Annotated in this window: 12 protein-coding genes and 2 rRNA genes; 1 reads left to right on the top strand and 13 read right to left on the bottom strand. The window is 49.5% G+C overall.

The window, feature by feature from the left end; all coding sequences use genetic code 11:
* Window positions 1-245 precede the first annotated feature (245 nt).
* On the top strand, window positions 246-524 hold the full coding sequence (locus CW734_RS01380) for a transition state genes transcriptional regulator AbrB (RefSeq protein WP_058382238.1): 279 nt from the start codon (window positions 246-248) through the stop codon (window positions 522-524).
* A gap of 47 nt (window positions 525-571) precedes the next feature.
* On the opposite strand, the gene rsmI is transcribed toward CW734_RS01380, so the two are convergent.
* The 13 genes from rsmI to CW734_RS01315 form a co-directional block, all read right to left on the bottom strand.
* A complete protein-coding gene (gene rsmI, locus CW734_RS01375; RefSeq protein ID WP_101189147.1) occupies window positions 572-1,444 on the bottom strand; it encodes a 16S rRNA (cytidine(1402)-2'-O)-methyltransferase in 873 nt (290 codons plus the stop codon).
* A complete protein-coding gene (locus tag CW734_RS01370) occupies window positions 1,441-1,713 on the bottom strand; it encodes a GIY-YIG nuclease family protein (RefSeq protein WP_101189146.1) in 273 nt (90 codons plus the stop codon). The genes rsmI and CW734_RS01370 overlap by 4 nt, the downstream gene beginning before the upstream one ends.
* Window positions 1,697-2,437 carry a tRNA1(Val) (adenine(37)-N6)-methyltransferase gene (locus CW734_RS01365; protein ID WP_101189145.1) on the bottom strand — a complete coding sequence of 247 codons (741 nt, stop codon included), beginning with the start codon at window positions 2,435-2,437 and terminating at the stop codon, window positions 1,697-1,699. Before CW734_RS01365 ends, CW734_RS01370 begins: the two co-directional genes overlap by 17 nt.
* A gap of 363 nt (window positions 2,438-2,800) precedes the next feature.
* Window positions 2,801-3,160, bottom strand: coding sequence for a DNA replication initiation control protein YabA (yabA, locus tag CW734_RS01360; RefSeq protein WP_058382242.1), 360 nt, complete (start codon window positions 3,158-3,160; stop codon window positions 2,801-2,803).
* Window positions 3,161-3,173: 13 nt separating this feature from the next.
* Window positions 3,174-3,986, bottom strand: coding sequence for a PSP1 domain-containing protein (locus CW734_RS01355; RefSeq protein WP_058382243.1), 813 nt, complete (start codon window positions 3,984-3,986; stop codon window positions 3,174-3,176).
* A gap of 4 nt (window positions 3,987-3,990) precedes the next feature.
* Window positions 3,991-4,983 carry a DNA polymerase III subunit delta' gene (holB, locus tag CW734_RS01350; RefSeq protein WP_101189144.1) on the bottom strand — a complete coding sequence of 331 codons (993 nt, stop codon included), beginning with the start codon at window positions 4,981-4,983 and terminating at the stop codon, window positions 3,991-3,993.
* A gap of 79 nt (window positions 4,984-5,062) precedes the next feature.
* Complete coding sequence (locus CW734_RS01345; protein ID WP_058382245.1) at window positions 5,063-5,392, bottom strand: cyclic-di-AMP receptor; 330 nt, start codon at window positions 5,390-5,392, stop codon at window positions 5,063-5,065.
* Between the two features lie 173 nt (window positions 5,393-5,565).
* On the bottom strand, window positions 5,566-6,198 hold the full coding sequence (gene tmk, locus CW734_RS01340; protein WP_101189143.1) for a dTMP kinase: 633 nt from the start codon (window positions 6,196-6,198) through the stop codon (window positions 5,566-5,568).
* An 84-nt stretch (window positions 6,199-6,282) separates the two neighbouring features.
* Complete coding sequence (locus tag CW734_RS01335; protein WP_101189142.1) at window positions 6,283-8,400, bottom strand: RNA degradosome polyphosphate kinase; 2,118 nt, start codon at window positions 8,398-8,400, stop codon at window positions 6,283-6,285.
* Window positions 8,401-8,425: 25 nt separating this feature from the next.
* Window positions 8,426-9,952 carry an exopolyphosphatase gene (gene ppx, locus CW734_RS01330; protein WP_101189141.1) on the bottom strand — a complete coding sequence of 509 codons (1,527 nt, stop codon included), beginning with the start codon at window positions 9,950-9,952 and terminating at the stop codon, window positions 8,426-8,428.
* 62 nt (window positions 9,953-10,014) lie between these two features.
* On the bottom strand, window positions 10,015-11,433 hold the full coding sequence (locus tag CW734_RS01325) for an aminotransferase class I/II-fold pyridoxal phosphate-dependent enzyme (protein ID WP_101189140.1): 1,419 nt from the start codon (window positions 11,431-11,433) through the stop codon (window positions 10,015-10,017).
* 143 nt (window positions 11,434-11,576) lie between these two features.
* Window positions 11,577-11,689, bottom strand: a 5S ribosomal RNA gene (gene rrf / locus CW734_RS01320).
* A 64-nt stretch (window positions 11,690-11,753) separates the two neighbouring features.
* Window positions 11,754-14,678 (bottom strand): 23S ribosomal RNA (locus tag CW734_RS01315).
* Window positions 14,679-14,825: the final 147 nt, after the last annotated feature.

Genomic DNA, 14,825 nt, shown 5'->3' with positions numbered 1-14,825 from the left:
TTTCCTCCCGCAATGAAAAGCCGAGTCCCAAAATTGGTGCTTCTTCCCAAAATAGGGTGGCAGGAAAATAATTGGCAAAAAAGTAACGAAATAATGGGTATTTGCCTCAATAACCCAAAATTTATTATGAAATCCATAGTTTTTTATTGACCTAATTGACATTACTTGGTATGATTTATGACAAGAAGTGGTAAATGTCGAATTTTGACGAATTCTGCCGCTAAAATTGAAAGGGGCTAATGATTATGAAATCGACTGGTATTGTACGTAAAGTGGACGAATTGGGCCGCGTAGTTATTCCGATTGAATTGCGTCGTACGCTTGGAATTGCAGAGAAAGACGCGTTGGAGATTTATGTCGACGACGACAAAATTATCTTGAAAAAATATATGCCAAATATGACATGTGCGGTAACTGGTGAAGTTTCCGATGAGAACATGCAATTGGTTGGCGGCAAATTGATCCTCAGCCCAGAAGGCGCGGAACAGCTTGTCAAAGAAATCCAAAGCAATTTGAAGAAATAAAAAACCGGCGTGCTTATGCACACCGGCTTTTTTTTATGGGGTTCGTTTCAATCTTTATGGAATGCTTCGTATACATCCCGCTTCGGAAGGCCGCGCGCTTTCGCCGCTTCCTTGATCGCTTCTTTTGAAGAAATTTGCTTTTGTTCCATTAACTGAGTGACATGCTGCGCGTATGTCAGTTCTTTCCACCACTCATTCACTTCCAGTACATCAGGCTCCAAATTGCCTTCAACCACCAAGCAGAATTCGCCGCGGATTTCATTCGACTCCGACCAAGCAACGGCTTCTTCTAAGCTCCCACGCAGGAATTCCTCGAATTTTTTGGTCACTTCCCTAGCCAACACTATCCGCCGATCGCCGCCGAACACGGCCATCAAACTTTTTAAACTATCTTTCAAACGATGAGGCGCTTCATAAAACAGCAGCGTTTCTTCTTTCTGGCTCAATTTTTCAAGTTCCGTGAGACGCGCTTTCTTATTGCGCGATAGAAACCCGTAAAACAAAAACGGCTGCGGCGTGATGCCAGAAGCAATCAATGCGCTGAGTGCCGCATTCGCACCCGGCACCGGCACGACCGGATAACCTGCCTCGACCGCTTTTTTCACGATGTCTTCCCCGGGGTCGGAAATGCACGGCATGCCGGCATCACTGACCAGTGCCACCGATTTGCCTTCCCCCAAATAGCGCAGGATCTTCTCTCCCCCGCTGTCCTGGTTGTGTTCATGATAGCTGACTAACGGGGTATCGATAGAAAAATAATTGCATAACTTCTTGGTGTTGCGCGTATCTTCCGCCGCAATGACGTCCACTTCTTTTAATAGCCGCAACGCGCGCACCGTCATATCTTCCAAGTTGCCGATCGGTGTCGCCACTAAATAAAGCGTCGTTTGTTCGCCGCTGAAACTTTTCTGTGATTTCATGTCCGTTCCGCCTTTCCATCCCGAATATAGGCGATTTTTTCCGCCTTGCTCAATTGTTTGAAGGCGTATTCCGCTTTCATCGCTTCCGGTTTCGTACTGAATGACTCATGGTGGATGAGCGTCAGCGGGCCGCGGGAACGTGTATATTTCGCACCTTTTCCGCTTTCATGCTTCGCTAAGCGCTTTTTTAAATCATTTGTATATCCCGCATAATACGACCCATCCCCGCATTCAAGCACGTAGAAATAATGCTCATTGTTCGGTTCCATACAATAAACCCCGCACTTCTTCCGTGTATTTCCCGTCTTCTCCGTAAACGATCAACGGCGGCAATACTTTCAAATCAGGCTTGCCATCCTTGATGCCTTCAATCAATAAAGTATTCGCTTCTTTTCCAGCCTTCGGGTAGACAAGGCGGATGCGTTTTGGCTCCAACCGGTTGTTGCGCATCGCCGCCATGATGTCGATCAAGCGGCCTGCGCGGTGGACAAACGCCGCCTTGCCGCCTTGCTTCAACAGCTGGCTCGCAGACCGCACCGCTTCGTCCAATGTCAGGTGCAGTTCGTGACGCGCAATCGCCATATGCTCACTCAGATTTTTATCGCTCATGTCATGCGCCGGGAAATACGGCGGATTGCAGGTGACCGTATCGAATTTCTCGTAGCCAAGTTGCGCAGGGATTTCTTTCACGTCGCCTTCGATAATGTCGATCTGTCCGTCGAGGCCATTGAATTCAATGCTGCGGCGCGCCATCCCAGCTAGACGGGGCTGCAATTCGACGCCTGTGATGCTGGATTCGGTGCGGGCGCTCAAGAACAGTGGAATCGCTCCATTGCCCGTACACAAATCGACAATTCGTCCCCGTTTCTTCGGCACATAGGCAAAACGCGCCAATAGCACCGCATCCAAGGAAAAGGAAAACACCGAAGGGCTCTGGATAATGCGCAAGTTTTCCGCTAGCAAATAATCCAGCCGTTCGTCATCTGTTAACATATCGTTCACTCCTGCCATAATAAAAGGCTGCCGCCACACGGAGTGTCGGAAGCCTGTTGGTTCTATTTTCGGATTGTGTCTGCCTTGCCAGAACGGCCGTTTCGGCTTTTCTCCTTTATGTCTAGGCTTCGACAGCCAGACCCTCGAGGTCACAAGCCAGTTTGCTTATGCGGCAAAGTACGCCGCTTCAGCAAACCACCTTGTGCTTGTCGGGTCTAAACGGCTGTCTACGCTTTTCTTATTGTCTAGCTCGAACGCCTAGCTCCTCGGGTCATAAGCCCATTTCCCTGTGCGGCAAAAAGCGCCGCTTCGGGAACTTGTCTTATGCCTGTCGGACCTGAACAGGGGCCTCGCTTTTCTTTGTTAGTTTTGCTTATTCAGGAAAGATAAACAAAACAAGCAGTCGTCGCCTTTTCTGGAGCTGCCGAAATGGACGTTGCAGACGTGGTAGCCTTCGTGGTACAGGCGCGCCAAGTTGTCGTAGCCTTCACCGATGTCCATGACGGCTTTTTTCAATTTCACCGGGTCGACTTTTTCCGGTTCCGGCACTTTTTCGTTCAGTTCATCGAGGCGGGCTCGCAAATGGTGATTTTCCAATTGCAGCGCATGATGCTCTTCCATCGTCCGCGCTACTACTGTTTTCAAATCACGGAACTGCTCTTGCATCGATTCCAATTGCTGTTCAAAATCCATGACCGTATCCAAAAAGTTCTTTTCTTTCACTGATACCACCACCTCACGCTCTCGTCCCTTGGTTCATAATTTCATCCAATGTATATTCCAGCGTCTGGTCTTGTTCTGCCAGGCGGATTTTCAACACTCTCTCAAGCAAGTTCAAGCTGACGACGCGGCCATTGCCATCTGGCGTCTCGACGCGCGCGCCGATATCCGGCATTTCCTTTTTCGCCTGTTCGTATTCGTCGTTCTCGTATTTCAGGCAGCACATCAAACGGCCGCACAGCCCTGAGATTTTTGACGGATTCAGCGACAAGTTCTGGTCTTTCGCCATCTTGATCGACACCGGCTCGAAATCGCCGAGGAAAGTCGAACAACACAGCATACGCCCGCAAGGCCCGATGCCGCCGAGCATTTTCGCCTCGTCGCGAACGCCGATCTGGCGCAGTTCGATACGCGTGCGGAAAATCGACGCCAAGTCTTTCACCAAATTACGGAAATCGACGCGGCCTTCTGCGGTGAAATAGAAAATGACTTTATTGCGGTCGAATGTATATTCCACATCGACTAGCTTCATGTCTAAACGGTGCGACTCGATTTTTTCCGTCCCGACTTCAAACGCGCGCTCTGCTTCCGAGCGGTTTTCATCCACTTGCAGGCGGTCGCGTTCAGTTGCGACACGCACCACTTGCTTAAGCGGCAGGACGACATCGTTCTCGCCGACTTCCTTCACAGGGACGACCACCTTGCCGTATTCGATGCCCCGTGCTGTTTCCACAATGACATAATCGTCTTTTTCGATCAGTGCTTCGCCTGGATCGAAATAATATATTTTACCCGCTTTCTTGAAGCGGACTCCTATTACTTTATACAATTTTTTACCCCTCCTGCAGATTTAGCATTAATTGCTCCATCAACAGTGTCCGGTTCATATTGCGCGGCAATTGCTGTTTGGCTTGTAGCACTGCCTGCAGCTGCCTGGACAATACATCGAACGAACGTTGAAGCGCCATCTGCTTCCAAGTTTCTTCCATGTCCGGATATGTGCGTGCAGTTTCAAGACCCGCTTTCACTGTCGCGATGTCCCGATATGCAAATAATAACATGTCGAGCCCTCTTTCGGCATCTTCTTTCTCTTTGAACAAGGGCAGCCAATCAGATTGGATCAAAAGTAATGCCTCGTGGACATTCCCCCCTACCGTCTCGACCAGCTTCAACACCAATTTCCGCTCGTCGGCAAACTGCTCTTCTTCGCTCAGCCGCTTCGCTTCCTGCTCGCTTTGCGTCAGCATGCTCACCGTCGCAGCCATCGACCCCGTCATGCCATCCGCCATCAATCGCTCCAGCAGCTTCGGCCGTGACAGCGGCTGAAATGACAATAGCTGGCAACGGGAACGGATCGTGCTCATGATGGCATTCAAGCGCTCCGTCAATAATAGCGCGGTCACATTCGCTTCCGGTTCTTCCAAAAACTTCAGCAAGGCATTGGCAGACGAATTATTCATCCGGTCTGCCTGCTCGATCACGTAGATTTTGCGCCCGCTGTTCAGCGCCGTCTTGTTCATCGTATAGATCAAGTCGCGGATCTGGTCGATTTTGATGTTCTGGCCATCCGGTTCTATGAATAAAATATTCGGGTGATTGCCGCTTTCATACAATTTGCAGCTGCGGCATGTTTCACATGGAACATTATCAATCGGTGTTTCACATAATAATAATTTGACAAAAAAATGCGTCAGTTCCTTTTTCCCAGAACCCGATGGCCCTTCGAGTAGATACGCATGGGCCAGACGGTCATTGGCATACGCCCCTTGCAGCCGTTTCAACACAACCGGCTGCATCTCGTGCAATTCTTCTATGGTCTTGTGCATGATTCCACCTTCAAACTTTGTAAAAAATCCCGTGTTCCAGATGGATCACGGGTAGAGCGGACGACACAGCAGCTGCTGCTTAAAATTGCTGGAACTGTTCGATCGGCAAGACGAAAATCGTTGCCCCTCCCACTTCCACTTCGACCGGATACGGTATATAGGAATCCGCATTTCCGCCCATCGGGGAAACCGGCGCCACCATCTGTTCGCGCGCGCGGCAATTGTCGCGGATCAAATCCATCAATTTCGGGACACGGCTATCATCGACCCCGATTAAAAAGGTGGTATTTCCTGAGCGCAAGAACCCTCCCGTACTGGCAAGCTTGGTAGCCCGGAAATCATTTTTCGTCAACGCATTGGATAAGCGGTTACTGTCTTGATCCTGTACCACTGCAACGACGAGTTTCATCAGCACTCACTCCTTTTTTTGTTGCTTCTCTATGTATTAGTATAACACGAACGTCGAACGTCCCGTCACATCTTTCCTTTAAGCGATGCGAAAAATTCGTGACCATATGCATATGGCCTTTGATGCCATTCATGAAAAAACAGCCCTTAACGAACAGGGCTGCCGGCAATCCATTATTGTTTTTCAGCCAAGAAGCGCTGCAATGCTTCATACGCATCCGCCACCACTTCATCCAAGCTGTTTTCCGCATTGATCAACTGCATGCGTTCCGGATAGCGGCCGAGCAATAGCAAATAGCCTTCTCTCACTTTGTAATGAAACGCCAGTGACTCCTCGTCCAGGCGATTGAATTCACGGCCTTGATCAAGGTCGATGCGCGCAAGCCCGGTTTTCGGATTAACATCAAAATACAAAGTCAATTCAGGCATATGCCCTTCGATAGCGAATTCATTGATCGCCAGCACATCGTCTAAGCCAAGCCCGCGTGCATGGCCCTGGTAAGCCAGGCTGCTGTCGACAAAACGGTCGCATAATACGATTTTTCCTGCCTGAAGCGCCGGCAGCACTCGCTCCACCAAATGTTGGCGCCTCGCCGCTGCGTACAATAGCGCTTCGGTCCGGGCATCCATCGCCGTATGTGTCCGGTCCAGGATGACTTCGCGTATTTTCTCCGCGATTTCAATACCCCCCGGCTCACGCGTCGTCACTACTTCAAACCCATCAGCCACCAGTCGTTCTGCCAGCTTCGCCAGCGCCGTTGTCTTGCCCGATCCTTCGCCGCCTTCTAGCGTAATAAAATAACTCATATTTTCACCTGTTCCCTTGTCTTTTAACTAAAACCTTACCCACTATAACGCAAAAACGAGCTGTTTCACAACTTCCTTTTGACCTTATTCCTCGTCTTCCGCCACTTGGTATGCGCGCTCGAACAGTTCCATTTGGCTATCGATCACCGCTTGCCCTTCGATTCTCCGGACATAGCCATAATTGCCTTCCTCGTCCTGTTCGCGGGCTTTGACATTGTCTCTCAACCCGAGCTCAAGAATGTCCCACACCTGCCCTTTCACCCGCTTATCGAGAATCGGGAAAAGGATTTCAATGCGGTTGTTCAGGTTTCTAGTCATCATATCCGCAGAGGACAAAAAGGTTTTTTCTTTGCCGTTCTGATGGAAATAATACACACGGCTATGTTCGAGCAGCCGTCCGACAATGCTGCGCACGCGAATATTGTCGCTTACTCCCGGGATCCCCGGCCGCAAGCAGCAAATTCCCCGGACGATCAAATCGATTTTCACCCCGGCACGCGATGCCTCATACAGCTTGATGATGATGCTCTTATCGGTCAAAGAGTTCATTTTTGCCACAATATGGCCATTGCCGTACTTCTTCTCGTAACGGATCTCGGAATCGATCAAATGAAGAATGTCTTTCCTGATCGAAAACGGCGCCACCGATAGATAATGGAATTCTGGCTTTTCCGTGTAACCGCTCAAGTAATTGAAGAAATTCGTCGCATCGATGCCGATTTCCTTTTTCGAGGTGAACAGGCTCATATCTGTATAGATTTTTGCTGTCTGGTCGTTGTAATTGCCGGTCCCAAGGTGGACAAAACGCTCGATGCGCCCTTGTTTTTTCCGCACCACAAGAGTGATCTTGCTATGGGTCTTTAAATGGGTCATCCCGTAAATGACGTGGCAGCCGGCTTTTTCCAGCTCTTTCGCCCAGTGCACATTATTTTCCTCATCGAAACGCGCCTTTAATTCGACAAGCACGGTCACTTGCTTGCCGTTTTCCGCTGCCCGCTTCAAGGCATTGATTACCGGGGAATCCCCACTGACACGGTACAAAGTCTGTTTGATCGCGAGCACATCAGGGTCATCCGCCGCTTCCGAAATAAACTCGACGACCGGCTCGAACGATTCATAAGGATGATGCAAAAAAACATCTTCATCGGCGATTTTCGCAAAAATCGCCTTGCCGTTCTCCATCCCTACCGGCAATTGCGAAATCTTGCCCTCATAGACCAAATGCTCCCATATTGGGGCCATCTTTTTGTAAAAACCGAAAAACACGGTCAAGTCCAGAAATCCATCAATTTCATAGACGTCTTTCGGATGCACTTCCAACTCATCCATCAAATAGTCCAAAATAACGGGATCCAATCCGTCTTTTTGCACTTCGAGCCTAACGGCAGCGCCCCATTTGCGCTTTCTCAACTCTTCTTCAATTTCTTTGAGCAAGTCGCGCGCGCCTTCTTCATGTATTGTCATATCCGCATTGCGTGTAATACGGAACACAGTCGTCGATTTGACTTCATAGCCGTGAAACAGTTTGCCGATAAAGAAACCGATGACGTCTTCGAGCATCAATAACTTACGCAATCCGCCGTTTTCCGGCAATTGGACAAACCGCTCAAGCATCGCAGGCAATTGCACGATGGCTGTTCGCGTCCGTTGTTCAGAATCCGCTTCTTTTGCAGTGTCTTCCAAGACCACCGCCAAATTGATACTTTTATTCAACAGCATCGGAAACGGGCGGTAGGCATCGATCGCCATCGGGGTCAGCACAGGAAAAATATGCTCATCAAAATAAACCTCCAAAGCCTCTTGCTGCGAATCGCTCAATTCCCTTACTTTCAGGAAATGGACATGCTCTCTCTGAAGCTTGGGATACAATATTTTACGCAGGGTGTCATATTGCAAATTCACCAATTGATGATTCTTCAAGGCAATTTCATGCAATTGCTGCTTTGGCGTCATCCCGGCTTTGTTCTCAGGCTTATTAAAACCCACCTTCACTTGGTCTTGCAATCCCGCTACACGGACCATGAAAAACTCATCCAAGTTGGAACTGAAAATCGCCAGGAACTTAAGCTTTTCGAGCAGTGGATTGCGCGGGTCGAGCGCTTCTTGCAACACCCGTTCATTGAATGCCAGCCAACTCAGCTCGCGGTTATTATAATAAGAAGGATTGTTCAACTGGATCATGTCTTCCTTTTTCTTTGCCACGGCAAAACTCCCCCTCAGGTTTCATTCATTCATGAAAGTGGACGGTGATGGTTTTCTTTAATAGCTTCTCCAAATGCTTTTTCTGCTTCTCGACCTGGTATTGCTCCGGTTTCCAGTCTTCCCGGCATTGGATAGAGAAAATGAGCTCTTCTTTTTGGGATTCCAGCTGTATATCTTCGACAATATCGCGTTTTGTCGCATTCAAACTATAAGCGAATTTGATGACCGCGCCGATGATATTGAATTTATCCAGCTCTTCTTCCGTAAACCAGTCTTCATAAAGCGCTGCATTGCGCTTGAACAGGTTCTTGTTTTTATAAGAAGCAAGCAAGGCTACAATGATGCGCTCTTTGTGCAGCAGCCCATCGATGGTCCGGTTCGCCAATAGATAGAAGGTATGCTGATTGCTCGATTCAGAGTCGATATACGAACCGAGATTGTACATGGAACTGCCCAGACGGACCCAATGATAGTCCCTCTCTGTCAATTCGAGAAGCCCTTGCTCTTCCAATTCCCGCACAATCATCAGCGAGCTATTGGTTACATGGATGGCATGCGTCAAATTGATGTCGTAGTCGATCGCCAAATCGTAGAAACTTTCCTCAATGACGTTCGGAAACACCGGCATCTCGAAATCTTTGGTCATTTCTTCATAAAATACGCCATCCCGAAGCCCTTTTCGGCTCAAAGCAAACAGTTCCGCATCAATCAATTCCATCAGGCAATTAACCACTTCCACCGCTGGAATGATGATATCCGCCCGGTCGCGCGACAAGCCTTCCACCCGTTGCAAATCGTCAAACGCCATCGATCCCAGCCACTTATTCGTTTCTTCCACTTCTTTCCGCTTCATGGTGTACTCATGGACACCCGAAAGCGGATAATCGATTTTTTCCTGGTGAATCTGCGCCAAGTTCCGCGCACTGCCCCCGATTCCGATCAACGGCAAGTTCTTCCCTTCGATCCAATCGAGTGTCAAAAACTGATTTTCAAGAAACTCCCGCAGCGCCTTCAATTCACTGTTTTTCGGTGTATCTCCTTCGATAAACTGCTTCTTCAGCGATAAGGCACCGAACGGAAAACTGTGGAAATGAATGAGTTCACGGCCTTCGAATAAAGTCAGTTCCGTACTGCCACCGCCGATATCGACCGTAATGCCGCTTTTGTACGACATCGAATTGACCACGGCCAAATAACCGTAATGCGCTTCTTCGTATTCCGATAGGATACGCATCGTAAAATCCGTCTCCTCGCCGACGCGCTGAATAATGGCTTCCTGGTTCTTGGCCTGCCGCACAGCAGCCGTCGCAACGCATTTAATCGCTTCGAGCTGATGGTGGCGTGTGACTTCCTGAAAGCTCTTTAAAGTATCAATCAATACTTGTATGCCTTCTTCGGAGAGCGTATTATCGTCCGTTAAATAATTGCGAAGACGGGCAACCGCCTTAACGTTCTCACTTTCCGAGAAACGCCCGCTCTTATCCCGCGTATAAATAACCAACCGGATGGTATTCGAGCCAATATCGATAATTGCGTACTTTTCTTGTTCCATTATATTACCCCCACATTCGCTTTCGCATATGCTATTGTATACCACCCAAGCGTTCGTTCTACTCACCACGGGATAACTGAAACCAGTTTTTCCGACAAGCGATGTTCGCCTTGTATCTCCGCACCAGCCCCTAGATAATCCGAAAGCTCCTCCACTTTTTCGACAGTCCACTTCTCCCCTGCCGTTACAAGCGGAATGCCGGGCGGATAAGGCGTCACCATAGCCGACGATATCCTCCCGATCGCCCTTGTGTAAGGCACCCATTCCTGCACCGATAAATCCACTTCCTCGAACGACAGCTCAGGCACTGTCACCGGTTTGGGATAGCCAGGACGGAAGTTCGGAGCAAGCTTCTCCAACAGCCGCATACTTTGCACAGCTTCTTTGATGCGGCTACGTATTTCTGCATACGGATAAGCATGCCAAGGTTTTGACAGCGGCAAGATCAACAGCACCTGGAAAAGGTCCGCCAATTCCACATAAATACCCGCTTTTTCCAATGCTTGTTTCAGCTGAAAGCCCCCTCTATTTTCAACCCGCAGTAACAACTTCAGCGGATCATCCGTCTCCACTACTTCGAGGGTGGGAATCCGCCTGATGCTGGAAATGAAATAAAGACGTTTCTCGAGAAAATCACGCTTATCCGGAATGGAATAATTTTGGATATATGCCCTCGCATCGTCAAGAGAAGCCATAATGGGATAGGAAGGGCTGCTCGATTGAAAAATCCGCAAATACTTCCTGATCATTCTTTCCTCCACCAGTTCTCCTGCTATATGAAGATACGAGCCCATCGTCATAGCCGGCAAAGTTTTATGCGCAGACTGAACCACCACATCGGCTCCATATACCAATGCACTTACAGGGAACGGCTCACCCGCTGCTAAATGCGCCCCATGCGCTTCATCGACCAGCACGGGGATATTACGTTCATGGCAAAATTCAATAATTGCCTCTAGCTCAGCAGAAGCCACGCCGTAATAACTCGGATATGTCAAAACGACCGCTTTCGCTTCCGGATATTCATCTACGGCAGCCACTATCGAAGAAAGCGCAACAGCTGCAGCGCTTTTTGATGGCTCATCCCATTCAGGCGCTACGTAAACTGGTTTTACATGGGCAAGTTCAAGCGCATGGAAGATCGATTTATGCGAGTTGCGCTGCACAATCACCAGGTCTCCTTCTCCGCAAACCGCATGGATCATCGCAAGATTTCCTGCAGTTGAACCGTTCACTAGAAAATAGCTTTTTTTCGAACCGTATGCTTCTGCCAGCAAATCTTCCGCTTCCTTGATTGCCGCATTAGGGGCATGTAAATCGTCAAGGCCCTCCAACTCTGTCATATCATACGCAAGTGCCGCTTTTAATTCTTTCGGTAAACCCGATAGCAGGCCGTTTTTATGGCCAGGAACATGAAACGAAATCGGTCGTCTTCTCTGGAATTCCAATAATGCATCCACCACTGGACGTCTTTGAGTCATAATCTTTGCATCCTCACGTTTTCATTCATAGTTTATTCCATTATACCGGACGCCACATCTTTTCGAAAAGCTGGGCTGTGTTTTTACAAAAACAATACAAAAAAGACCGCTACCGGAATAAACCGGTAACGGCCTTTCTACTTGCCCAGCGACGTCCTACTCTCACAGGGGAAACCCCAACTACCATCGGCGCAAAGAGCTTAACTTCCGTGTTCGGGATGGGAACGGGTGTGGCCTCTTTGCCATCATCACTGGACTATGTTGAGCTTGTTCGCTCAAAACTGGATAAATCGACATTGGGAAACTTGCGTTTCAGTTTGTTGGTTAAGTCCTCGATCGATTAGTATTCGTCAGCTGCACGTGTCGCCACGCTTCCACCCCGAACCTATCTACCTCATCGTCTTTGGGGATCTTACTTGCTTGCGCAATGGGAAATCTCATCTTGAGGGGGCTTCGTGCTTAGATGCTTTCAGCACTTATCCCGGCCACACATAGCTACCCAGCGATGCTCTTGGCAGAACAACTGGTACACCAGCGGTGTGTCCATCCCGGTCCTCTCGTACTAAGGACAGCTCCTCTCAAATTTCCTGCGCCCGCGACGGATAGGGACCGAACTGTCTCACGACGTTCTGAACCCAGCTCGCGTACCGCTTTAATGGGCGAACAGCCCAACCCTTGGGACCGACTACAGCCCCAGGATGCGATGAGCCGACATCGAGGTGCCAAACCTCCCCGTCGATGTGGACTCTTGGGAGATAAGCCTGTTATCCCCGGGGTAGCTTTTATCCGTTGAGCGATGGCCCTTCCATGCGGAACCACCGGATCACTAAGTCCGTCTTTCGACCCTGCTCGACCTGTCCGTCTCGCAGTCAAGCTCCTTGTGCCTTTACACTCTGCGAATGATTTCCAACCATTCTGAGGGAACCTTTGAGCGCCTCCGTTACTCTTTAGGAGGCGACCGCCCCAGTCAAACTGCCCGCCTGACACTGTCTCCCAAGCCGCTAAGGCTTGTGGGTTAAAGTTCAATACAACCAGGGTAGTATCCCACCGACGCCTCCCCGAAGCTGGCGCTCCGGGTTCTCTGGCTCCTACCTATCCTGTACAAGTTGCACCAAAATTCAATATCAGGCTACAGTAAAGCTCCACGGGGTCTTTCCGTCCTGTCGCGGGTAACCTGCATCTTCACAGGTACTATAATTTCACCGAGTCTCTCGTTGAGACAGTGCCCAGATCGTTACGCCTTTCGTGCGGGTCGGAACTTACCCGACAAGGAATTTCGCTACCTTAGGACCGTTATAGTTACGGCCGCCGTTTACTGGGGCTTCGGTTCGCACCTTCGCTTGCGCTAAGCACTCCCCTTAACCTTCCAGCACCGGGCAGGCGTCAGCCCCTATACGTCACCTTACGGTTTTGCAGAGACCTGTGTTTTGCTAAACAGTCGCCTGGGCCTATTCACTGCGGCTCTCTCGGGCTATTCACCCTACCAGAGCACCCCTTCTCCCGAAGTTACGGGGTCATTTTGCCGAGTTCCTTAACGAGAGTTCACTCGCTCACCTTAGAATTCTCTTCTCGCCTACCTGTGTCGGTTTGCGGTACGGGCACCTCCCGCCTCGCTAGAGGCTTTTCTTGGCAGTGTGAAATCAGGGACTCTGAGGTAAACCTCTTGCCATCACTGCTTGATGTTATATAGAAACAGGATTTGCCTCGTTTCTCATCTCACAACTTGGACGTGCACAACCAACGGCACGCTCACCTTATCCTTCTGCGTCCCCATTACTCAAACGGCGGGAGGTGGTACAGGAATATCAACCTGTTGTCCATCGTCTACGCCTATCGGCCTCGACTTAGGTCCCGACTAACCCTGAGCGGACGAGCCTTCCTCAGGAAACCTTAGGCATTCGGTGGACGGGATTCTCACCCGTCTTTCGTTACTCATACCGGCATTCTCACTTCTAAGCGCTCCACCAGTCCTTCCGGTCTGACTTCAACGCCCTTAGAACGCTCTCCTACCACGGACATCTACGATGTCCATCCACAGCTTCGGTAATCCGTTTAGCCCCGGTACATTTTCGGCGCAGTGTCACTCGACCAGTGAGCTATTACGCACTCTTTAAATGATGGCTGCTTCTAAGCCAACATCCTGGTTGTCTAAGCAACGCCACATCCTTTTCCACTTAACGGATATTGGGGACCTTAGCTGGTGGTCTGGGCTGTTTCCCTCTTGACTACGGATCTTATCACTCGCAGTCTGACTCCCAAGCATAAATCACTGGCATTCGGAGTTTGTCTGAATTCGGTAACCCGGGATGGGCCCCTAGTCCAAACAGTGCCTCTACCTCCAGGATTCTCTATCTTGAGGCTAGCCCTAAAGCTATTTCGGAAGAACCAGCTATCTCCAGGTTCGATTGGAATTTCTCCGCTACCCACACCTCATCCCCGCACTTTTCAACGTGCGTGGGTTCGGGCCTCCAGTAAGTGTTACCTTACCTTCACCCTGGACATGGGTAGATCACCTGGTTTCGGGTCTACAACTGCATACTCATTCGCCCTATTCAGACTCGCTTTCGCTGCGGCTCCGGCTTCTCACCTTAACCTTGCATGCAATCGTAACTCGCCGGTTCATTCTACAAAGGCACGCTATCACCCATTAACGGGCTCTAACTACTTGTAGGCACACGGTTTCAGGATCTATTTCACTCCCCTTCCGGGGTGCTTTTCACCTTTCCCTCACGGTACTGGTTCACTATCGGTCACTAGGGAGTATTTAGCCTTGGGAGATGGTCCTCCCGGATTCCGACGGAATTTCTCGTGTTCCGCCGTACTCAGGATCCATCTGACTCTGGAGGAATGAACTTTCAGCTACGGGGCTATTACCCCCTGTCTTGCGGACCGTTCCAGGTCGCTTCGCTTAATCCATTCCTTTGTAACTCCGTATAGAGTGTCCTACAACCCCAGAAGGCAAGCCTTCTGGTTTGGGCTGATCCCGTTTCGCTCGCCGCTACTTGGGGAATCGCATTTGCTTTCTCTTCCTTCAGGTACTTAGATGTTTCAGTTCCCTGAGTCTGCCTTCTCATGTGCTATGTATTCACACATGGATACTGCTCCATTACGAACAGTGGGTTTCCCCATTCGAAATCCCCGGATCACAGCTCACTTACAGCTCCCCGAGGCATATCGGTGTTAGTGCCGTCCTTCTTCGGCTCCTAGTGCCAAGGCATCCACCGTGCGCCCTTATTAACTTAACCACTGAGGGTCAATTAAAAGTTGATCGCGAAGCGATCACGCTACTTGATGCTTGTTTCTTAATCAATGTCGATCTATCCAGTTTTCAAAGAACAAGTTTGAAAGTCAATCCTTGCGGAGTGAACCTTCAAAACTGAACGCAAAACGTC

This window comes from Planococcus sp. MB-3u-03 (assembly GCF_002833405.1).
In the GTDB taxonomy this organism is placed as follows: Bacteria; Bacillota; Bacilli; order Bacillales_A; family Planococcaceae; genus Planococcus.
The sequence above is the reverse complement of the archived record's forward strand: the minus strand, read 5'-3'. Positions and strand labels throughout refer to the sequence as shown.